The organism is Streptomyces carminius (assembly GCF_002794255.1).
In the GTDB taxonomy this organism is placed as follows: Bacteria; Actinomycetota; Actinomycetes; order Streptomycetales; family Streptomycetaceae; genus Streptomyces; species Streptomyces carminius.
On record NZ_PGGW01000067.1, the window covers coordinates 425,483 to 446,651 of the forward strand.

A 21,169-nucleotide genomic window follows, 5' to 3' on the forward strand; every position below is an offset into this window, starting at 1 on the left:
GCCCGGTGGCGCCCCGGCCGGCGGGCAGCCGCCCGCCGGCCCCTCGCATCCGCCGGTCCCGGCCGGGGGCCGTCCGCTCGTCGTACGGATCCGGGGCGGCGAACGGGGTGGACTCCGGCCGGCGCGGCACCCGGCAGCGGCACCTAGAAGCTGAACCCGCCGATGAGGCCGGCGAGGGTCTCGCCGCCCGCCCGGATACCGGGGGCGATCGTCGACCCCGAGAGGTAGAACCCGAACAGCGCGCACACCACGGCGTGGGAGACCTTGAGGTTGTCCTTGCGGAAGAACAGGAAGACGATCACTCCGAGCAGCAGGACACCGGAGATCGACAGCACCATGGGGACTCCTGTGTGACGAGGGGGTTGTCACCGCGTGTGCCTCAAGCTTCACAGAGTGTCCAGTAAGCGGAAAGCGGCGAAAGGGTGATTCATCGTATATTCGTCGATTTTCCGGAGGAGCCGGGCATCTCGCCCTGCGCGGTGTCGGCCGACGGGCACCGTCCGCGAATCGGTAGGTTCGAGCCGACAGGCCGAGACGCCGGACCGCCGCGAGGAGTCGCCCATGCCCCGCCAGCCCGCGCTGCTGTATGTCACCGATCTCGCCTACGAGGCCAGGGGCCGCCGCTACGGCGACGAGGACGTCGGTCTCACCGCCCGGCTCCGCGCGGACTTCCACATCGCGCTGTGCCATCCGCGCGACGCGGTGGCCCTGATGGACGGCTTCGACGCGGTCGTGGTGCGCAACAGCGGCCCCGTCCTGCACCACCGGGAGGCCTGGGACGCCTTCCGCGCCCGCGCCCTGGAGCGCGGCACCCGGGTCTTCAACGAGCTGACCGGCCGGGCCGACATGGCGGGCAAGCGGTACCTGGCCGAACTGAGCGCGGCGGGCGAGGCGGTCATCCCGACCGTCGACCGCCGCGATGACCTCGACCGTCTCCCGCCGGCCGCCGAGTACGTCGTCAAGCCGGAGTTCGGCGCGGACTCCATCGGGATGCGGGTCGTCCCCGCGGGCCGGCTGGCGGAACTCGCCCTCGACCTGGACGGCGGTCTGCTGGTCCAGCCGAGGATCGACTTCCGCCACGAGGTCTCCTTCTACTTCGTCGACCGGGACTTCCAGTACGCCCTGTACGCCCCCGACCCCGGCCGGCGCTGGGAGCTGGAGCCGTACCACCCCACGGCGGCCGATCTCGCCTTCGCCCGGCGCTTCGTGGCGTGGAACGCCATCGGGCACGGCATCCAGCGGGTGGACGCCTGCCGCACCGCCGGCGGGGAACTGCTGCTGGTGGAGCTGGAGGACCTCAACCCGTATCTGTCGCTGGACCGGGTGGACGCCGGTACGCGCGAGGCCTTCGCCGCCGCGCTGACCGCGTCGTTGCGCGCGCTTGTGGCCTGAGCCGCCGCCCGGCCGTGTGCGGCCGGGCGGCGGCCGAGGTGTCCCGGCGCCTCAGGGCAGCGGCGGCCAGGCGTTGGCCAGCAGCATGCGGAAGTAGGCCGGGAACCACTCGCCGGCGGCCGGCGCGCCGGGCACGGCGCCGGAGGGCGTGGAGCTGCCGCGCGGCGGTCCCCCGTACGCGGGGTCGCACATCGGCTGGTGCGGCCGGACCTCGACGGGGCTCGGCTCGCCCGCGCCGTCGGAGATCCCCGGGTTCTTGATCCAGGCGTAGGCGTCGATGCCGGGCTCGGGATCGGCGGCCGGGCGCTCGCCCAGACCGGCGCCGTCCTGGTTGCACCAGTTGCCCGGGGAGATCCGGCGGTCGAGGCGGCTGCCGTCGACGTAGTCGTCGACGCTGCCGTTCTCCGGACCGGGACCGGCGGGCCGGCCGGGACCGCCCCAGCCGTTGCGGGAGGTGTCGACCACCACGCCCAGGTCCCGGTCGAAGCCCAGGCGGATCAGCTCGTCGCGGAAGGCGAGTGCGTAGGGCACCTCGTCGACGTGGGGGTTCCAGTCGACCCAGTGACTCTGGCGGACGTGAACCCCGTGGACCGTGTCGTCGGCGTCGAAGTGCTCCTCGTGCGGCACCGAGTAGTTCGCCACGTTGGTGGTGACGCCGCGCACCAGGTCCACGGCGTCCGCGCGCGCCGCGGTCTCGTACAGCAGCCGGGCGGCCGCGTCGCGGTTCTCCTCCCAGCCCAGCAGTCCGTGATGACTGATGTCCAGGTAGGGGTGGACGTTCGGCAGGGCGCCCAGCTCGGCCAGGGCGTGGCCCACCCCCTGGACGTAGGCGCCGTTCTCCATGACCGCCTCGCAGGCGAAGGTGGCGTTCCAGGCGCTGCCGGTGTTGGTGACCAGCCGGGGCAGCGAGTTGGGTTCGACGACGGCGGCGATCCGCAGGTCCGCGTAGTCGGGGTCGGCGAGGACGTCGGCGATGGGATCGACGAACTCCCTCTTGTAGCGGTCGAGTTCGGCGGGGCCCAGCTCGCCGCTGGGATTCTCCCGCTCGCAGTCGCGGCCGGGCAGGTCGTACAGGACGAGCTGGACGAGGTCGGCGTTCTGCGCGAGGGCGGCGTCGAGGTGGTCGCGCAGGCCCATGGCGTCGCCCCGGCCCCCGACATCGGCGATCTCGTCGAGCCAGACCGCGGTGGGCTGACCGGCGACGGCCGCGCCGCCCGGTTCGGCGGCGGCACGGGCGGACCACTCGGGGTCCACATAGCCCCGGGCGCCGGCGTACGGATTGCCGGCTTTCCCGGTGGGTGCGGCGGCACCGGCCGGTGCCGCCGCACCCAGGGCCAGGACGGAGGTCAGGACGGCGGCCAGGGCGGCGGTCAGCGAGCGGGACGTGACACGGGTCGTACGCCGCCGGGGAAGCGGGGGTGACGGAGGCTGTGGCATGCTCGCGGCTCCTCACATGGATGACCGGGCGGGGAAAGGCTCTGGGAGCGCTCCCGTGAAAGTAGTCGTGAACCAGCCCGGAGTGAAGCGGCGCAGCCGCCCGCCGGGGCGGTGTTCTTCGGAGGACGGACATGACGGACACGTGGCGCGGTGACGTGCGGCCGCCCGGGATCGACGCCGCCGAGCGGGAGACCCTGCTGGCCTTTCTCGGCTACCTGCGGGAGGCCGTAGCCGCCAAGGCGACCGGAGTGCCCGGGGAGGCGGCCCGTGCTCCGGGCGTGCCCTCCGGCACCAGCCTCCTGGGCCTGGTGAAGCATCTGACGGCGGTCGAGCACAACTGGTTCGGCTGGGCGTTCGCGGGTGAGGGGGACGAACCGCTGGACGACGGCGCACCGCCCGCACCCGGCGAGACGGCGGACGGACTGCTGGCCGCCTACCGGGCGGCGGCCGACCGCTCGAACCGGATCGTCGCGGCCTGTGACCGGCTGGACCGCCCGGGGGCCCGGTCGCTGCGCGAGACTCCGGCGCCGACGCTGCGCTGGATCCTGGTGCACATGATCGAGGAGACCGCCCGGCACGCGGGTCACGCCGACATCCTGCGCGAGCGGATCGACGGCTCGACAGGGCGGTAGCGGGCAGCCGGAGAAACGCGGAAAGGGAAAACGGGGAATTCGGGATAGTTCACCGACGGCACTTGATGACCGTTCCCGTCGTTCGCTATATTCGCCAGTTCATGCTTTTTCTGGATTTGTGCACAACTGGCGCACAAATCTAATTCTAGTGAATGGGGATCCGCTGTGTCAAGGCGGGAAATCGAGGTGGAACAGCGTCGTCTCAGCCTTCTGTACCGTCGGCTGGACGAACTCCGGGCCCAGGAGGAGGAACGGTTCGCGCAGGCGCTCGCCCAGGTCGGCAGGGGTCAACAGGCCCTGCTGGAGCGGGAGTCCGCCGCCGCGCGCGCCCAGGAGCGGATCGGCCGCCTGAACGCCGCGGAGCACGGCCTGTGCTTCGGGCGCCTCGACATGTGCGACGGTGTGCGCCGCTACATCGGACGCATCGGAATCCTCGGCGGGGCGGACGGGAAAACGGCCGACGCCGACCTGGAACCGCTGCTGGTCGACTGGCGGGCACCCGCCGCACGGCCTTTCTACACCGCCACCGGATTCACTCCGGAGGGTGTGCGGCGGCGCAGGCACATCCGTACCGGCGGCCGGCGGGTGACCGGACTCCAGGACGAGCTGCTCGGCCCGGACGCGGCCGGCGAGGCCGGGGCGCCGGGACCGGCGGGGCTGACGGGTGAGGCCGCGCTGCTGGCCGCCCTGGACGCCGACCGGACCGGCCGGATGGGCGACATCGTGCGGACCATCCAGGCCGAGCAGGACCGGGTCATCCGCGCCCCGCACGCCGGTGTGCTGGTCGTGCAGGGCGGTCCCGGCACCGGGAAGACCGCCGTGGCCCTGCACCGGGCCGCCTATCTTCTCTACACCCACCGGGAGCGGCTGGCCAGGAGCGTGGTGCTGGTGGTCGGCCCCAGTCCGGTCTTCCTGCGGTACGTCGGCGAGGTGCTGCCCTCCCTGGGCGAGACCAGCGTCCTGCCGGCGACCGTCGGCGAGCTGTACCCCGGGATCACCGCGGACGGCGCCGAACCGCCCGGGGCCGCCGAGGTCAAGGGCCGGGCGGTCATGGCGGAGGTGGTGGCCGCCGCCGTGCGCGACCGGCAGCGGATCCCGGAGGACGGGCTGGAGGCCGACTGGGGCGGCCGGAGCGTCCGGCTCGGCCCCGGGGACCTGGCGGCAGCCCGGGACCGGGCCCGTGCCACGGGGCTGCCGCACAACCGGGCCCGCCCGGTGTTCGTCCGGCTCGTCCTGGACGCCCTCGCCCGGCGGGCCGCCGAGCTGGTCGAGCAGGACGTGCTCGACGGGGTGCCCGCCGAGGCGATGAGGCTGCTGGAGGAGCTGGAGGCCCGGGAGAACCCCTCCGGCGAGCCGCTCGCCGAGGCGTCCGACGGATTGCTCGGCGTGGACGGCGCCGAGGACATCCGCCGGGAGCTGCGGGCCGACCCCGGGGTGCGCGCGGCGGTCGACGCGCTGTGGCCGTACCTCACCCCGCCGCGGCTGCTGGCCGAGCTGTACGCCTCGCCCGGGCGGCTGGCGTCCGCCGCCCCCGGCCTCACCCCCGCCGAGCGCGCGCTGCTGCTGCGCGCGCCCGGAAGCCGGTGGACCCCGTCGGACGTCCCCCTGCTGGACGAGGCGGCCGAACTGCTGGGGGAGGACGACCGGGCGTCCCGCGCCGCGGCCGAGGCCGAGCGCCGCACGCGTACCGCCCTCGCCCAGGAGGCGCTGGACATCGCCCACGGTTCCCGCTCCACCGACCTGGAGGAGGGCGAGGAGGCGGAAATCCTCACCGTCCACGACCTGCTGGACGCCGAGCGGCTGGCCGAGCGCCAGGACGAGGCGGACGGCCGCACCCCCGCCGAGCGCGCGGCGGCCGACCGCACCTGGGCCTTCGGGCACATCGTGGTGGACGAGGCGCAGGAGCTGTCCGCGATGGACTGGCGGCTGCTGGCGCGGCGCTGCCCGAGCCGGTCGATGACCCTGGTCGGGGACATCGACCAGACCGGCGCCGCGGCCGGGGCCGCCTCCTGGGAGGAGGCGCTCGCCCCGTGGCTGGGGAACCGGTGGCGGCTGGAGCGGCTGGAGGTCAACTACCGGACCCCCGCCGAGATCGCGGAGATCGCCGCCGAGGTGTCCGCCGCACACGGCGCGGTGTTCGAGGCGCCGCGCCCGGTGCGGTCCACCGGGACCCGGCCGTGGCGGCTGCGTGTGCCGCCCGGCGAGCTGTCCGCCGCGCTGGCCGCCCTGGTGGCGGAGGAGGCGGCCGCGGTGGGGGAGGGGCGGCTGGGGGTGATCGTGCCCACCGCGCGGCTGGCCCGGCTGGGGCGGGCGGTCGCGTCGGCCGTCCCGGGGGCGGAGACCGGCCCGGACGTACGGCTGGAGAGCACGGTGGCGGTGCTCGACGTCCCCGCGGCGAAGGGGCTGGAGTTCGACTCGGTCCTGGTCGTCGAGCCGGAACGGATCCTGGCCGACTCGCCGCGCGGCCCGGGCGACCTCTACGTCGCCCTCACCCGCGCCACCCGGCGGCTGGGCGTGGTGCACACCGGTGAGCTGCCGCCCCCGCTCGCCCGGCTGCGCCCCCGGGAGTGACGGCGGTCCGGGGCCCGCTCAGGTGTCCGTCCGCGCGGCGCCCCGGCCGCGTACCTCCAGCCCGTCCAGCAGCCGCCGGGTCGCCTCGGCGACCGCGTCGACGGCCTCCTCGAACGCGGCGCGGTTGTGGGCGGCGGGAGCGCGGAACCCCGAGACCTTGCGGACGTACTGCAGGGCCGCGGCCCGGACGTCCTCGTCGGTCACCTCGGGGGTCATGGGCGGTCGGAGTGTCCTGATGCTTCGGCACATGCCCCCAGTCTGTCGCGGTTCCGCCGGGCGCGGAACGGAAATCCGTGGTGCGCCGCGGGCCGCGGCCGTACGCTGCCGGTATGGCCCGACGACATTGACCCACCTCCCGCTCCCGGCGCGATCCCGCGCGCAGATCACTGGCACGCAGGCTGTACGCGCACGCCTTCCTGGACGAGTTCGTCCTGCTGTACCCGCTCTACGCGGTGCTGTTCGCCGACACCGGGCTGTCCGGCGCGGAGATCTCCTCGCTGTTCGTCATCTGGTCGGTGACCTCGTTCGCCCTCGAGGTGCCCTCGGGCGTGTGGGCGGACGTCTTCTCCCGCCGGTGGCTGGTGGCGCTGTCCTCCCTGCCGACCGCCGCGGGCTTCGCCCTGTGGACGGCGCTGCCCTGCTACCCGTCGTTCGCCGCGGGCTTCGTGCTCTGGGGCACCGGTACCGCGCTGGCCTCGGGCGCCCTGGAGGCGCTCGTCCACGAGGAGCTGACGCGCCGCGGCGCGGCCGGTGACTACGCCCGGCTGATGGGCCGCGCGCAGGCGCTGCGCACCACGGCGGTGGCGCTGGCGACCGCGCTGGCCGCGCCCGTGCTGGCGGTGGGCGGCTACGGGGCGCTGGGAGCCGCGAGCGTGGCCGGGTGCCTGCTGGCCGCCGGTGCCGGATGGGCGCTTCCGGAGTCCCGCGGCCCCCGGCAGGAGCACGGCGCGGACTCCGGGAAAGCCGGGCACGGCGGGGAGGGCGGGGAGGAGGACGGTGAACAGGAGGGCGGCGGGGCGTTCCGCGCCGTGCTGCGCGCCGGACTGGCCGAGGTGCGGCGGGAGCCCGCCGTACGGCGCCGGCTGCTCCTGGCGGCGGTGCTGACGGGCACCACGGCGCTGGACGAGTACGTGCCGCTGCTCGCCGCCGCCACCGGCGTGGACGGGACCGCCGTGCCCCTGCTGGTGCTGCTGGTCGAGGCCGGTACCGCGGTGGGCGGCTGGTGCGCCGGGTACGGTGCCCGGCGCCTCGCACCCGTGCTGGCCGCCGGTGCGCTCTGCCTGGCCGCCGGGGCGGCCGGCGGCCACCCGGCGGGGATGGCGGCCGTCGCCGCCGGTTTCGGTGTCTTCCAGTGGGCCATGGTCACGGCCGACGCCCGGCTCCAGGAGCGCGTCCGGGACCGGGCCAGGGCCACGGTCACCTCGATCGCCGGCTTCGGTTCGGAGGTGGTGGCGGTGCTGGTCTTCGCCGGTTACGCCCTGGGCTCGGCGCGGCTGGCGCCGGGGCCGCTGCTGGCGCTGGCCGCCGTACCGTATCTGGCCGTCGCCCTGGCCCCGGCGGCGGCTCCGCTCCTGGCGGCGCGGCGCCGGGAGCGGCGCGGGGGCCGGAGCCGCGGCGGGGGAGGAGCGGACCGCCGCGCGCGGTGACGGGCGCGTGTCCGCCCGGGACCGGGGGTACCCGGGTGCACGGAAGTCACCGTCCCCCCGGCATCCCCCCGTCTCGACAGGAGTGGCCGTGCAAGCGCTGACCGTGGTCCCGGAGCAGAAGAACTCGCTGCGTCTCGACACCCTCCCCGACCCCGTGCCGGGGGAGGGGGAACTGCTGGTGGACGGTCTGGCCGTCGGGATCTGCGGCACCGACCGGGAGATCGTGGAGGGCCTGTACGGGACCCCGCGGGAGGGGCGGGAGAGGCTGGTCATCGGCCACGAGTCGCTGGGCCGGGTGCGCCAGGCGCCGCCCGCGAGCGGCCTCGTACCGGGCGACCTGGTGGTCGGGGTCGTCCGCCGGCCCGACCCGGTGCCGTGCGGGGCCTGTGCCCACGGCTGGTTCGACATGTGCCGCAACGGGCGCTTCACCGAGCGGGGCATCAAGGGCCTGGACGGCTACGCCGCGACCTCCTGGACGGTCGAGGCCGACTACGCCGTGCGTCTGGACCCGTCTCTGGAACATGTCGGGGTGCTGCTGGAGCCCGCCACCGTGGTGGCCAAGGCCTGGGACCAGATCGAGCGGATCGGCGCCCGCTCCTGGTTCGCCCCGCACTCCGTACTGGTCACAGGGGCCGGGCCGATCGGTCTGCTCGCCGCGCTGCTCGGCCGGCAGCGCGGGCTGGAGGTCCATGTCCTGGACCGGGCCGAGTCGGGCGTCAAGCCCGAACTGGTGCGGCGGCTGGGCGCCGAGTACCACCACGCGGACGTGGAGGAGGTGATGACGCGGGTGCGTCCGGACCTGGTGATCGAGGCCACCGGTGCCGCGTCGGTCGTCTTCGGCGCCATGGCGGGCATGGGCCCCTACGGGGTGCTGTGCCTGACCGGGCTCTCGCCGGCCGGGCGCACCCTGGAGGTGGACGCCGGGTACATCAACCGCGATCTGGTGCTGGACAACTCCGTGGTGGTGGGGACGGTCAACGCCAACCTGCGCCACTACGCCGCCGCGGCCGCCGCTCTGGCCGAGGCGGACCGCGGCTGGCTGGACGCGCTGATCACCCGCCGGGTGCCGCTGGAGTCCTGGGAGGAGGCCTTCGAGCGGCACCCTGACGACGTCAAGACGGTCGTCGAGCTGAGGCCCGCGGGCTGACAGCGGCGGACCGCCCCGCGCCGGAGCGGCGCTGGGCCGGGCCCTGCTCCGAGGAGAGGTTCTGCGCGGTGTCGACCAGCGGGATGTGGGAGAGGGCCTGGGGGAAGTTGCCGATCAGCCGGCGGTGGCCGGTGTCGTACTCCTCCGAGAGCAGCCCCAGGTCGTTGCGTACCGCCAGCAGCCGTTCGAACAGTTCCCTGCCCTCCTGGCGGCGGCCCTGCAGGATGTAGTTGTCGGCCAGCCAGAAGGTGCAGGGCAGAAAGGCGCCCTCGCCCGTGGGCAGGCCGTCCACGGCGGCGGTCCGCGGTCCCATCGTGTAGCGCTGGACGAAGCCGTCCGCCAGCAGTTCCCGCTCGACGGCGGCCACGGTGCCCTTCATCCGCGGGTCGTCCGCGGGCAGGAAGCCCACGGACGGGATGAGCAGCAGCGACGCGTCCAGCGTCGTGGAGCCGTAGTACTGGGTGAAGGTCTCGCGCTCGGTGTCGTAGCCGTACGCGCACACGTCCCGGTGGATCTCGTGCCGCAGCCGCCGCCACCGGTCGGCCGGACCGTCGAGGCCGAACTCCTCCACCGCCTTCACCGCCCGGTCGGCGGCGACCCACGCCATGACCTTGGAGTGGGTGAAGTCGCGGCGGGGGCCGCGCATCTCCCAGATGCCGTTGTCGGGATCGCGCCAGTGGGACTCCAGGAAGTCCATCAGCACCTGCTGCACCCGCCAGGCGTCCTGGTCCGGCGGTATGCCCCGGACCCTGGCCTGGTGCAGGGCGTCCATGAGCTCGCCGTGGACGTCGAGCTGGAGCTGGCCGGAGGCGGCGTTGCCGATGCGCACCGGACGGGAGTGCTCGTAGCCGGGCAGCCAGTCCAGCTCGGCCTCGGTCAGCAGGCGCTCCCCCTCGATGCCGTAGAGGATGTTCATGCGGCGGGGGGCCCCGGCCAGCGCGCGCAGCAGCCACTCGCGCCAGGCGACCGCCTCCTGCTCGTATCCGGCGTCCAGCAGCGTCAGCAGGGTGAAGGTGGCGTCGCGCAGCCAGCAGTAGCGGTAGTCCCAGTTGCGCACACCGCCCAGTCGCTCGGGCAGCGAGGTGGTGGGGGCGGCGACGATGCCGCCGCTGGGGGAGTAGCTCAGGGCCTTGAGGGTCACCAGTGACCGCACCACCGCGTCGCGGTACTCGCCGGTGTGGGTGCATTGGTCGGCCCACGTCTGCCACCACCGCTCGGTGTCCTCCGCGGTGCCGACCGCCTCCGCCGTGCCGAAGGGGCCGGGCTCTTCGTCCCGCGGCCCCCTCCAGGCCATCCGGAAGCCCACCCGGTCGCCCGCGCGGACGGAGAAGTCGGCGGTGCAGTCGCCGTCCCGGACGGTGAGGTCCGCGTCGGAGTCGATGACGAGCACGTCCGGCCCGGCGTAGGCGCGCACTCTGCGACCCTCGGGGCGCAGCCAGGGCGGGGTGAGCCCGTAGTCGAAGCGCGGCCGCAGCCGGGAGTGGAACCGGACCCGTCCCTGAAGTCCCTCGACGATGCGTATCACCGTGGGCTGCCCATTGCCGCCGGGCCCGTCGGTGGGGGTGTGGACGGGCATGCAGTCGATCACGCGGGCCCTGCCCTCGGGGCCCGCGTACTCGGTCTCCAGCACCAGGCTGTCGCCCCGGTAGCGGCGCGCCAGTGGCCGGGCCCGGTCGCCGGGGGCGAGCAGCCACTGGCCGTGCTCGGGACGGCCCAGCAGCGCCGCGAAGCAGGCGTCGGAGTCGAACCGGGGTATGCACAGCCAGTCGATCGAACCGTCGTAGCCGACCAGCGCCGCGGTGTGCGTGTCGCCGAGCAGGGCGTAGTCCTCGAGCCGCAGCGGCACGGACGTCTCCTTCCGGGCCCGGTGGCCCCTCGGGTGAATGGCTCACGGAAACGACCGGTACGGGTCCGGCCCGTACCGGTCACCGCCGGAAAGTACCCCCCGAGCCCGGTGCTACACGGTGGACGGCCCGGACGTTCCGCGGGGTGGAGGAGGTGTCTCACTTCCGCGTCTTCTGTCACTGTTTAGACGGTAGAACGAGTTATTTGAAATATGTCCGCTTTGCTGGTTTTTGCGAAGTGTCCGGGGTTACCCGCGCCACGTACCGCGAGAGGAACCGCCAGCGAGGAGATCTCCATGATCACCAAGGAGCAGATACCCCAGGTGCTGGACCACCAGGTGTACGACGCCGAGGGGAAGAAGATCGGGGAGACCGGGCACGTCTTCCTCGACGACGCCACGGGTGAGCCGGAGTGGGCCAGCGTCCGCACCGGGATGTTCGGCACCAGTGAGACCTTCGTGCCGATCCACGACGCCGCCATGGTGGAGGACCACCTGGAGGTTCCGTACACCAAGGACCAGGTCAAGGGCGCTCCCCATGTGGACGTGGACCAGGGCGGCCACCTGTCCGAGCAGGAGGAGCGGCGGCTGTACCAGTACTACGGCGTGGACTGGGGCACCCAGGGGCAGGAGACCGGCCGGGGAACGGGACGCGCCGGGACGACCGGGACGACCGGGACGACCGGGACGACCGGGAGGACCGGCAGGGCCAAGACGGCCGGCGGACGGGGCGACGACGCGATGACGCGCTCCGAGGAGGAGATGCGCGTCGGCGTCGAGCGCCAGGAGGCCGGACGGGCGCGGCTGCGCAAGTACGTGGTCACCGAGGACGTGCAGAAGACGGTCCCCGTGCGGCGCGAGGAGGTCCGCGTCGAGCGCGAGCCCATCACCGAGGAGAACGCCGACCGGGCCATGAACGGCCCGGAGATCACCGAGGCCGAGCACGAGGTGACCCTGCACGAGGAGCGTCCGGTGGTCGAGACCGAGGTCCGCCCGGTCGAGAGGGTGCGGCTGTCCACCGAGGAGCACACCGAGGAGGAGACCGTCGGGGGGCAGGTGCGCAAGGAGCGCATCGAGGAGGCGACCGAGGGCGAGGAGGGCAAGCGCCGCCGCCACCGTTGAGCCGTCGGCTCGCAGGTCCGTCCGGAGGGTCCGCTCACCGGGCGGACCTCGCCGTGGGCCCGGCCGGACACGCCCGGCGGGACAGAAGGCATGTTATGCGAATGCTGCGCGAAAGGAAGGGTACTTCGGTCGTTGTGAGGTGTTAGTCATATACAGCGCAAAACTACCGAAGCAGACGCAGCGACAGGAGGCACCGGTGAGTGAATCTCCGAACCTGAGCAACGGCCCCGCCCAGCAGACGGGGCAGGCCGCGAAGCAGGAGACCCGGGCCACGGCCGACCGGGCGAAGGACGCGGCCGGCACCGTGGCCGGCAGCGCCAGGGAGCAGGCCGGGCATGTGACGGGCGAGGCGCGCCACCAGGTCGTCGGCATGGCCGGCCATCTGAAGGAGCGCGCGACGCGGGAAGCCGACTCGCAGACCAGGAGGACGGCCGACACCATACGTCAGTGGGCCGACGACCTGTCCGGCATGGCGGAGAACACCCGGTCCGACTCCCCGGTGCGGAACCTGGTCTCCCAGGCCGCCGACGGCAGCCGCCGGGCCGCGGACATGCTGGAGGAGCGGGGCGCGGGCGGCCTGGTCGAGGGGCTGGAGTCGTTCGCCCGCCGCCGCCCGGGCGCCTTCCTGGCCGGCGCGGCGGTGGCCGGGTTCGCGGTCGGCCGGCTGGCGAAGGCGGGCAAGAACGTCCAGCACGGTTCGGACGGCGCCGGCCGGGAGCACACGGCAGGCCGGAACGAGTACGCCCCCGAGGGGTACACGCCGGCTCCGGGCGCACCGGTCACCGCGGGCGGCGACGGCGACGTCCGGCCGATGCCGGGCTACGGCGAGCCCGGTTACGGGTCCGCCGGCGCCTACGGCACCGGCACCTACGGTGCGGACGCACCCCGTCGGCCGGAGGTGGGCTGAGATGGCGCACGTCACCCAGCGGACGGACCGGACGGACGAGGACCGCTCGATCGGTGAGCTGCTGTCCGCCGTCACCTCCGACGCACAGAAACTGTTCCGGCAGGAGATAGAGCTGGCCAAGGCCGAGATCCGCGAGGAGGCCACCAAGGCCGGCAAGGCCGCCGGCATGTTCGGCGGAGCCGGGTTCGCCGGATACATGACGGCCCTGTTCGCCTCGCTGGCGATCGTCTTCGCCCTGGCCAACGTCATGGACTGGGGCTGGGCGGCCCTCATCGTCACCGCCCTGTGGGCGGTGGCCGCCATCGCGCTGTACGTGATGGGCCGTTCCCGGATGCGGGAGGTCTCCAAGCCCGAACGCACGGTCGAAACTCTCAAGGAGGATGCCAAGTGGGCACGTCACCCGACGAGCTGAGGGCTCAGATCGACACGACCCGGCAGGAGCTGACCGAGGACGTGAGCCGGCTCGCCGACCATGCCAACCCGCGTAACGCGGTGCGCCGCCGCGGGGAGCGGGCGCGCAACAGGATGACCGTAGTTCGGGAGCGAGTGATGGGTAGCACCTCCGAGACCGCGCAGCACACCACGGACAGCGCGCGGCAGACCGCGGAACGGGCGCGTGAGGGCGCCGGGCAGGCCGGCGAGGCCGTGAAGTCCGCACCCCAGCACGCCGCCCGCAAGACCCAGGGCAACCCGCTGGCCGCCGGTGTCGTGGCCTTCGGCGCCGGGCTGCTGGCCGCCTCGATGGCGCGCAGCTCGCGGACCGAGGAGCAGGCCGCCGAGCGGCTGGCCGAGAAGGCCGGGCCGGTCAGGGAAGCGGCGATGGAGTCGGTGGAGCACCTGAAGCAGGACGCCACCCAGTCCGCGCAGCAGGCGGCCCAGCAGGTCAAGGAGACCGCCACGGACGCGGCCCGCACCACCGCGGAGGAGGCCCGCGGGCAGGCCGGCGAGGTCAAGGGCCAGGCACGTCAGTCCGGGCAGAGCGTCGCTGGGGAGGCCCGCGGGCAGCGTCCCGGCACGACGGGCCGCTAGCCGGGACGACCGGCACGACGACAACCGTTGCGACCGCGGACGCCCCCCTCCGGGCGTCCGCGCGGCGGCGCGGGGAGATCCGACCGCCGACGCCGACCGTCGGCCGCCCCCTGACGGGGCGGCCGCCCCAGCTCCGGCGAGGTACACGATGTCCGAACACGAAAACCGGCAGTACGAGCCGGAGGAGTCCGGCCGAGAAGCGCAGAAGCCGGCCGACCTGCCGAAGAAGTCCTGGAAGGGCGTGCTGAAACGCACGGGCGCCGAGTTCAAGGGCGACAACCTCACGGACTGGGCGGCCGCCCTCACCTACTACGCGGTGCTGTCCATCTTCCCCGCGCTGCTGGCCCTGGTGTCGATCCTGGGGGTGATCGGCAGGTCCGCCATCCAGCCCCTGATCGACAACATCAGCACCCTGGCCCCCGGCGCCGCGCGCGACATCCTGCTGGACATGCTCAGGCAGCTCCAGAACAACCAGGGTGCCGCCGGGATCGCGCTGATCGTCGGTATCGCCCTGGCGGTGTGGTCGGCGTCCGGCTACGTGGCCGCCTTCATGCGGGCCTCCAACGCCGTCTACGACATCGAGGAGGGCCGCCCGATCTGGATGACACTGCCGCTGCGGGTGGGCATCACGCTGGCCCTGCTGATCCTGCTGGCGGTGAGTTCGGTCGCGGTGGTCTTCACCGGTGGTCTGGCGCAGCGGGCCGGTGACATCATCGGTCTGGGCGACACGTTCCTGACGGTGTGGAGCATCGCCAAGTGGCCGGTGCTGGTCCTCCTGGTGGCCTTCATGATCGCGCTGCTGTACTGGGCCGCGCCCAACGTCAAGCGCCGCTTCCGCTGGATCAGCCCCGGGAGTCTGCTCGCCGTACTGCTGTGGATGGTGGCGTCGGCCGGCTTCGCCTTCTACGTCGCCAACTTCGGCAACTACAACAAGACCTACGGCAGCCTGGCCGGTGTGATCATCTTCCTGATCTGGCTGTGGATCACGAACATCGTGATCCTGCTGGGGCAGGAGTTCAACGCCGAGATCGAGCGCGGACGGGCGATCCAGGGGGGCCGTTCGCCGGACGAGGAGCCCTATGTCGAGCCTCGCGACACCCGCAAGTTCTCCGAGGACAACCCCGAGGGGCGGGTGTAGCGGGTGTCGCCCCGGGGCCCGGGAGGGAACCGTACGGCGGAATCAGCGCGATATGCGGGGGTACGCACCAGGCAACCCCGGATTCGGGGCCGAACCGAGCAGAGGAGGTTCGCTGTGAAGGGTGAACGCGACAAGGACGAGTCCGCCGGGCCGCGACCGCACCTGCGCACCGGCAGCGACCAGCCGATCGACCCGGAGGACCTGGTCAGGCTGTCCGGCCGCGAGCCCACCCCGGAGCGGGTGGAACGGGCCAGGAAGGAACTGGAGGAGCGGGGCGCCGCCGCCGTCGAGAGGTACCTTCCCTAGTCCGGGCCCGTCCTCCGACCTGCGGGGAGCGGCACCGCCCGTCCACCATGTCCTGGTGGGCGGGCGGTGCCGCTCCCCGCACGCCGTACTCCCGCAGCCGAAGGCGGGGAGTTCCCGGGGGATCGCGCGGTAGATTGTGCCGGTGGGCGTCACCCGGCCCCACGACGTCCGGGCGGCGCATGCGTCTGCGGTCTCCCCCGGCGCATGGCATCTCCCCAGGAGCATGTACTCGTGACCACCGTCGCGCTCGGTCCCGGCTGGCTGGACCCGGACCACCTCATCCAGACCTTCGGCCTGATCGGCATCCTCTGCATCGTCTTCGCCGAGTCGGGGCTGTTCTTCGGCTTCTTCCTCCCCGGCGACTCGCTGCTGTTCACCGCGGGGCTGCTGGTCGCCACCGACCAGTACCTGCACCAACCGCTGTGGCTGGTCTGCGTGCTGGTGGTGGTGGCCGCCGTCCTCGGCGACCAGGTCGGCTACATGTTCGGCCGGAAGGTCGGGCCCGCGCTCTTCCGGCGCCCGGACTCCCGGCTGTTCAAGCAGGAGAACGTGGAGAAGGCACACGAGTTCTTCGAGAAGCACGGGCCCAAGTCGCTGGTGCTGGCCCGCTTCGTGCCGATCGTACGGACCTTCACGCCCATCGTCGCCGGTGTCAGCGGGATGCGTTACCGCTCCTTCCTCACCTTCAACATCATCGGCGGCGTGCTGTGGGGCGCGGGGGTGACGCTGCTCGGGGCGGCGCTCGGGCAGGTGCGGTTCGTCCACGAGAACATCGAGCTCATCCTGGTCGGCATCGTGCTGCTCTCGGTGCTGCCGATCGTCTTCGAGTACCTGCGCGCCCGGGGCCGGTCCCGGGCCGGCGTGCTCCCCGCCGTGGAGGTTCCCGGCGCCGGGCGGGCGCCGGATCCGGTGGTGGGCGCGGTCGGTGCGCCGGCTCCGGGGCAGCCGCGGGCCCGGGGCCGGCACGCCCGGCGCTGACGCCGGGCCGCCGCCGGGCCCGGTCGGCTCCGGAGCCCGCGGACCGCCTCCGCCCCCGTCATCCATCACACTCCGTGACGGATGGCGGGGGCGGAGCGCTGTCGGACCGTGCGCCGGGCCGGGTGTCGCGCGGGCGGTACGGGCGCTCCCGAGTGTTTCGTCCATCGCTCTGATGTGCGGACGGTAATTCCGATATGCTTGTGTTTGCCCAGGGTGCCAACCGGACATCGTGTGTCCGCTATGAAAACCTCACCCGGATGGGGGTGTGAGCCGTCCTAGTGGGGGTACGCGCCGTGCTGCACATGACAGGTCAAACGAGGAGGGCATATGCGTAGCCTGAGCCCAGAGGTTCAGCTGACGAGCAGTGACGTCTTGCCGGGCCAGGAGCAGGAGACGACCTCCCCTGATCTGCCGAGAATCGAGGATGCGGGGAAGGTCGCGCCGCGTGACGCGCGACAGCTGTCGAAGCTGTTCTTCGAGCGGCTGAGAGAGCTGGAGGAGGGCACGCACGAGTACCAGTACGCGCGCAACACCCTCATCGAACTCAACCTGACGCTGGTGAACTACGTCGCCTCCCGTTTCCGTCACCGTGCCGAGCCGATGGACGACATCGTGCAGGTCGGCACCATCGGGCTGATCAAGGCGATCGACCGTTTCGACCTGTCCCGCGAGGTGGAGTTCACCTCGTTCGCCGTGCCCTACATCGTCGGTGAGATCAAGCGTTTCTTCCGGGACACCAGCTGGGCCGTGCGCGTCCCGCGCCGGCTGCAGGAGCTGCGCATCGAGCTCGCCCGGGCCAACGAGGAGCTGGGCCGCCGGCTGGGCCGCTCCGCCACCACCGACGAACTGGCCGAGTTCATGGGCGTGACGGTGGAGGAGGTCATCGAGGGACAGGTGGCCAGCAACGGCTATGTCGCGGGCTCCCTGGACCTTCCGGTGGGCGACGAGGGCAAGGACACCCCGCTGGCCGACCAGCTCGGGGACGTCGACCCCGCCCTGGAGAAGGTCGAGAACCTCCAGGCGCTCAAGCCGCTGATGGAGCAGCTGGACGAGCGGGACCGGCGCATCCTGCAGATGCGGTTCGGCGGGGACATGACCCAGTCGGAGATCGGAGCCGAGCTCGGCATCTCGCAGATGCACGTGTCCCGTCTGCTGAGCAGGGCGCTGGCACGGCTGCGGGAAGGCATGCTGACCCAGAAGTAGCAGTCGGCGGGGGGCGGCCGTCCGGGCCGCCGCCCAGCCGTCCGCGCGGCGACGCGGAGTCACGGCCTGCGAGGCCGCGGCTCCGCGTCGCCGCGCCGTTCGTTCACCCGGTCCGTTCCGCCGCCGCGGGTGTGACGGACCGTCAGGAACACGTTAGACGCTCCGCCCTCCGGGAACGTGTCGCATACGCCCGCGATCGCGGGCGTATGCGACACGGGTGAGCGAAGGGAAGAAGACCATGGGACACGGTGGGGACATCATCCAGGAGCTGACCACGGACCACCGGGAGGTCGAGGAGCTCTTCGGCAGGATCGAGGCTCTGCCCATGGGGGACGAGCGGCGCAAGGAGTACGCGGACGAGGCCGTCATCGAGCTGGTCCGGCACTCCGTCGCCGAGGAGCAGTACCTGTACCCCGCGGTGCGGGACTTCCTGCCGGACGGCGACGAGATCGCCGACAAGGAGCTCGAGGACCACGCCGGGGCGGAGCGGACCATGAAGGAACTGGAGGGCCGCGACGCGGACGATCCCGAGTTCGACCGGCTCATCGGCGAGCTGATGCAGGAGATCCGCGAGCACATCCGGGACGAGGAGGACAACCTCTTCCCGCGGCTGCGCCAGGCGGCGACCGGGGAGCAGCTCGACAAGCTCGGCGACAAGGCCCGGATGGCCAAGAAGGCGGCTCCCACCCGCCCGCACCCCTCGGCCCCGGACACCCCTCCGGCCAACAAGATCCTCGGGCCGGGCGTGGGCATGGTCGACCGGGTCCGGGACGCACTCACCGGCCGCACCAAGAAGTACTGAGCACACCCGCCGCGCCCGGCGGTGCACGGGCCGGGCGGCGGGTTGGTGTACGGGGGCGGGCCCCGGCGACTGCCGGGGCCCGCCCCCGTACACCAACCCGCCGCCGGTCGCGCGCTCAGCCGAGTTCGCCGCCACCGGCCGCGGCGGCGGCCGGGTCCCGCTCGAAGACCAGCCGTCCGTCCGCCACCTCGACCCGGAGCCGGGTGTGCGGGGCCAGTTCGCCGCCGAGCAGCATCCGGGAGAGCTGGTTGTCCACCTCGCGCTGGATGGTGCGGCGCAGCGGCCGGGCCCCGTACTCGGGCTGGTAGCCGTGCCGGGCCAGCCAGTCGACGGCCTGCGGCGTGAAGTCGATCTCCACGTCCTGGGCGTGGACCCGGCGCCGGGTCTCGTCCAGCAGCATGTCGGTGATCCGCCGCAGCTGCTCGTCGGAGAGCTGCCGGAAGACGACGATTTCGTCGATCCGGTTGAGGAACTCCGGCCGGAAGTGCTCCCGCAGCGGGCGCAGCACCCGTTCGCGGCGGGCCGCCTCGTCGGCCTCGCCGCCCGCGGCGCCGCCGGAGGTGAAGCCCAGCGCGCCGCCGCGCCCGGTGACCGCCTCCGAACCGAGGTTGCTGGTCATCACGACGACCGTGTTGGTGAAGTCCACCGTGCGGCCCTGGGAGTCCGTCAGCCGCCCGTCGTCGAGGACCTGGAGCAGGATGTTGAACACGTCCGGGTGGGCCTTCTCCACCTCGTCCAGGAGCAGCAGCGAGTACGGGTGGCGGCGCACCGCCTCGGTCAGCTGGCCGGCCTCCTCGTGGCCGACGTAGCCGGGGGGAGCGCCGACCAGCCGGCTGACGGTGTGCCGCTCCTGGTACTCGCTCATGTCCAGCCGGACCATCCGGTCGTCGGTGCCGAACAGCGCCTCCGCCAGCGCGCGGGCCAGCTCGGTCTTGCCGACGCCGGTGGGGCCCAGGAAGAGGAAGCTGCCGATCGGGCGGTCGGGGCTGGAGAGCCCGGCGCGGGAGCGCAGCACGGCGTCGGCGACGGCGGAGACCGCCTCGTCCTGGCCGATCACCCGGCGGTGCAGGTGCTCCTCCAGGCCCAGCAGCCTGTCCCGCTCCTCCTGGGTGAGGCTGCTGACGGGGATGCCGGTCCGCCGGGAGACGATGTCGGCGATGTCCTCGACGCCGACCTCGGCGATGCGGTCGCCCACCGGCGGTTTCCCGTCCCCCTCCGTCAGCTGGCGCTCCACCTCGGACAGCCGGTCGCGCAGCTCCCTGGCCCGTTCGTAGTCCTCGTCGGCCACGGCCTGGTCCTTGTCCCGGCGCAGCTGCTCGGCCTCCCGCTCCAGCGCGCGCAGCCCGGTGCCGCGGGTGGAGGAGCGCAGCCGTACCCGGGCGCCCGCCTGGTCCATCAGGTCGATCGCCTTGTCCGGCAGGAAGCGGTCGGTCAGATAGCGGTCGGACATCTCGACGGCGGCCAGCAGCGCCTCGTCGCTGTAGCGGACCTGGTGGTGCGCCTCGTACCGGTCGCACAGGCCCCGCAGGATCTCCACGGCGTCGGCGGTGGTGGGCTCGGGGACCAGGACGGGCTGGAAGCGGCGGGCCAGCGCGGCGTCCTTCTCGATGTGGCGGCGGTGCTCCTCCAGCGTGGTGGCGCCGATGACGTGCAGCTCACCGCGGGCCAGGGCCGGTTTGAGCATGTTGCTCGCGTCCATCGAGCCGCTCTCGCCGCCGCCTCCGGCCCCCACCACCGTGTGCAGCTCGTCGATGAAGACGAGCAGTTCGTCGGAGTTCTCGCGGATCTCGTCGATGACGCCGGTGAGCCGTTCCTCGAAGTCGCCCCGGTAGCGGGTGCCGGCGACGATGCCGCCTAGGTCGAGCTGGACGACGCGGCGGCCCAGCAGGTTGTCCGGCACGTCGCCGTCGGCGACGCGCTGCGCCAGGCCCTCCACGATGGCGGTCTTGCCGACTCCCGCCTCACCGATCAGCACGGGGTTGTTCTTGCCCCGCCGGGCCAGGATCTCGACGGTCTGCTCGATCTGCTCGTCCCGGCCGATCACCGGGTCTATGCGGCCCTCGCGGGCCAGCTCGGTCAGGTCACGGCCGTACCTGTCGAGGTTGGGGGTGCCCGTGCCGCCCCGGGCGGTGTGCGGGCCGGGCGCGGGCGGGTGCTCGCCCGGGGGCGGGCCGCCGCTCTGGTAGTTCTCCGGGAGTCCGGAGCGCGCGTCGAAGTGGGCGGCGTTGAGTATCTGGCCCGCGGCGGAGTCCCGGTTGGCGGCCAGCGCCACCAGCATGTGCTCGGGCCCGATGTAGGAGGCGCCCGCGGACCGGGCGACCTGGTGGGCGTCCATCAGGGCCCGCTTCACGGCGGGACTGACGGCGATGGAGTTGCGCGGCGGTCCGTCGCCGGCCCGCCGGTCGATCTCGGCGAGGATCGTGTCGGGGTCGCCGCCGGCGCGGGAGACCATGGCGCGGGTCGGTTCGGTGGTGAGCGCCGCGCGCAGCAGGTGCTCGGTGTTCAGGTCGGTGCTGCCGTGCTTGGCCGCGTAGGAGGCCGCGGCGGTGACGAGCTGCCGGGCGGGCTCGCTCATCAGCCGGACGAAGTCGAAGTACCGGGGGCCGGGCTGCCGCCCACCGGAGGACGGGGCACCCAGGAAGCGTGCGAGGAAGTCTCCGAGCGGATCCCGGCCGTAGTCCTCGGGACCCATGTACCCGCTGGTCATCGATGTCCTCCCGCCGACCCGGAACGGGCCGCTGTCTCGGGTGTGTGCTGTGTGTGGTGCCTGTGCCGCGGTCCGGGGTTCCCGCTCCGCACGTGGTGACACGTCACCGGGGCGCCTGTTTGTGCGTGTATTTGTGCCTGTATTTGTGCCTGTATGGGGTCTGGGCGGTCCGCCGCGTGCCGGCCCGCGGGGGAGCCGCCGGGGGAGGGGTCGTGCGGGACGCGCGTCACCGGAGCGGACCGGCAGGTGTGAGGCGGTCCCGAGGGGTTATCCGGAGCGTGTAACCACTCGGCGGAGTCGTGTCCGGAC

19 protein-coding genes are annotated in these 21,169 nt (G+C 73.1%); 14 read left to right on the forward strand and 5 right to left on the reverse strand.

The genetic code is table 11. From position 1 onward, the window contains the following. Window positions 1-143: 143 nt before the first annotated feature. Window positions 144-338 carry a hypothetical protein gene (locus CUT44_RS26315; RefSeq protein WP_100204402.1) on the reverse strand — a complete coding sequence of 65 codons (195 nt, stop codon included), beginning with the start codon at window positions 336-338 and terminating at the stop codon, window positions 144-146. A 223-nt stretch (window positions 339-561) separates the two neighbouring features. Here CUT44_RS26315 and CUT44_RS26320 point away from each other — a divergent pair, with 223 nt between their 5' ends. Then, complete coding sequence (locus CUT44_RS26320; RefSeq protein WP_100204403.1) at window positions 562-1,392, forward strand: ATP-grasp domain-containing protein; 831 nt, start codon at window positions 562-564, stop codon at window positions 1,390-1,392. A gap of 51 nt (window positions 1,393-1,443) precedes the next feature. Here CUT44_RS26320 and CUT44_RS26325 read toward each other — a convergent pair whose 3' ends face one another. Continuing rightward, window positions 1,444-2,829, reverse strand: coding sequence for a glycoside hydrolase family 6 protein (locus tag CUT44_RS26325; RefSeq protein WP_100204404.1), 1,386 nt, complete (start codon window positions 2,827-2,829; stop codon window positions 1,444-1,446). Window positions 2,830-2,960: 131 nt separating this feature from the next. Here CUT44_RS26325 and CUT44_RS26330 point away from each other — a divergent pair, with 131 nt between their 5' ends. Together CUT44_RS26330 and CUT44_RS26335 are read left to right on the forward strand one after the other, a co-directional pair. Further along, the gene (locus tag CUT44_RS26330; protein ID WP_100204405.1) at window positions 2,961-3,461 is read left to right on the forward strand and encodes a DinB family protein; all 501 of its coding nucleotides are present in this window, start codon (window positions 2,961-2,963) and stop codon (window positions 3,459-3,461) included. Window positions 3,462-3,647: 186 nt separating this feature from the next. Further along, window positions 3,648-6,032 carry an AAA family ATPase gene (locus CUT44_RS26335; protein WP_233221663.1) on the forward strand — a complete coding sequence of 795 codons (2,385 nt, stop codon included), beginning with the start codon at window positions 3,648-3,650 and terminating at the stop codon, window positions 6,030-6,032. Between the two features lie 18 nt (window positions 6,033-6,050). Here the strand turns inward: CUT44_RS26335 and CUT44_RS26340 are convergent, their stop codons facing one another. Next, window positions 6,051-6,281 (reverse strand): DUF2277 domain-containing protein, encoded by a 231-nt coding sequence (locus tag CUT44_RS26340; protein WP_100204407.1) that lies wholly within the window; start codon window positions 6,279-6,281, stop codon window positions 6,051-6,053. 203 nt (window positions 6,282-6,484) lie between these two features. Here CUT44_RS26340 and CUT44_RS26345 point away from each other — a divergent pair, with 203 nt between their 5' ends. Continuing rightward, a complete protein-coding gene (locus CUT44_RS26345) occupies window positions 6,485-7,678 on the forward strand; it encodes an MFS transporter (protein ID WP_233221664.1) in 1,194 nt (397 codons plus the stop codon). Between the two features lie 88 nt (window positions 7,679-7,766). Then, on the forward strand, window positions 7,767-8,825 hold the full coding sequence (locus CUT44_RS26350) for a glucose 1-dehydrogenase (protein ID WP_100204409.1): 1,059 nt from the start codon (window positions 7,767-7,769) through the stop codon (window positions 8,823-8,825). Here CUT44_RS26350 and CUT44_RS26355 read toward each other — a convergent pair. Further along, window positions 8,791-10,671 carry a glycoside hydrolase family 15 protein gene (locus CUT44_RS26355; RefSeq protein ID WP_100204410.1) on the reverse strand — a complete coding sequence of 627 codons (1,881 nt, stop codon included), beginning with the start codon at window positions 10,669-10,671 and terminating at the stop codon, window positions 8,791-8,793. The two genes, CUT44_RS26350 and CUT44_RS26355, sit on opposite strands and share 35 nt — an antisense overlap. Before the next feature lie 294 nt (window positions 10,672-10,965). Here CUT44_RS26355 and CUT44_RS26360 point away from each other — a divergent pair, with 294 nt between their 5' ends. From CUT44_RS26360 to CUT44_RS26400, 9 genes are all read left to right on the forward strand, one after another. Next, a complete protein-coding gene (locus CUT44_RS26360; RefSeq protein WP_100204411.1) occupies window positions 10,966-11,790 on the forward strand; it encodes a DUF2382 domain-containing protein in 825 nt (274 codons plus the stop codon). Window positions 11,791-11,986: 196 nt separating this feature from the next. Then, window positions 11,987-12,697: a hypothetical protein gene (locus tag CUT44_RS26365; protein WP_100204412.1), complete on the forward strand. Its 711-nt coding sequence runs from the start codon at window positions 11,987-11,989 to the stop codon at window positions 12,695-12,697. Between the two features lies 1 nt (window position 12,698). Then, window positions 12,699-13,109: a phage holin family protein gene (locus tag CUT44_RS26370; protein ID WP_100204413.1), complete on the forward strand. Its 411-nt coding sequence runs from the start codon at window positions 12,699-12,701 to the stop codon at window positions 13,107-13,109. Next, entirely contained in the window at window positions 13,085-13,726 is a 642-nt protein-coding gene (locus CUT44_RS26375; RefSeq protein WP_100204414.1) for a DUF3618 domain-containing protein, read from the forward strand. Before CUT44_RS26370 ends, CUT44_RS26375 begins: the two co-directional genes overlap by 25 nt. Before the next feature lie 148 nt (window positions 13,727-13,874). After that, window positions 13,875-14,864, forward strand: a complete 990-nt coding sequence (locus tag CUT44_RS26380) for a YihY/virulence factor BrkB family protein (RefSeq protein ID WP_100204415.1) — start codon at window positions 13,875-13,877, stop codon at window positions 14,862-14,864. 114 nt (window positions 14,865-14,978) lie between these two features. Continuing rightward, window positions 14,979-15,170 (forward strand): hypothetical protein, encoded by a 192-nt coding sequence (locus tag CUT44_RS26385; protein ID WP_100204416.1) that lies wholly within the window; start codon window positions 14,979-14,981, stop codon window positions 15,168-15,170. 231 nt (window positions 15,171-15,401) lie between these two features. After that, on the forward strand, window positions 15,402-16,148 hold the full coding sequence (locus tag CUT44_RS26390) for a DedA family protein (RefSeq protein WP_100204417.1): 747 nt from the start codon (window positions 15,402-15,404) through the stop codon (window positions 16,146-16,148). 327 nt (window positions 16,149-16,475) lie between these two features. Further along, window positions 16,476-17,351 (forward strand): RNA polymerase sigma factor SigF, encoded by an 876-nt coding sequence (locus tag CUT44_RS26395; protein WP_100204418.1) that lies wholly within the window; start codon window positions 16,476-16,478, stop codon window positions 17,349-17,351. 238 nt (window positions 17,352-17,589) lie between these two features. Next, window positions 17,590-18,153, forward strand: coding sequence for a hemerythrin domain-containing protein (locus CUT44_RS26400; protein ID WP_100204419.1), 564 nt, complete (start codon window positions 17,590-17,592; stop codon window positions 18,151-18,153). A 115-nt stretch (window positions 18,154-18,268) separates the two neighbouring features. Here CUT44_RS26400 and CUT44_RS26405 read toward each other — a convergent pair whose 3' ends face one another. After that, window positions 18,269-20,860 carry an ATP-dependent Clp protease ATP-binding subunit gene (locus tag CUT44_RS26405; protein WP_199185845.1) on the reverse strand — a complete coding sequence of 864 codons (2,592 nt, stop codon included), beginning with the start codon at window positions 20,858-20,860 and terminating at the stop codon, window positions 18,269-18,271. Window positions 20,861-21,169 lie beyond the last annotated feature (309 nt).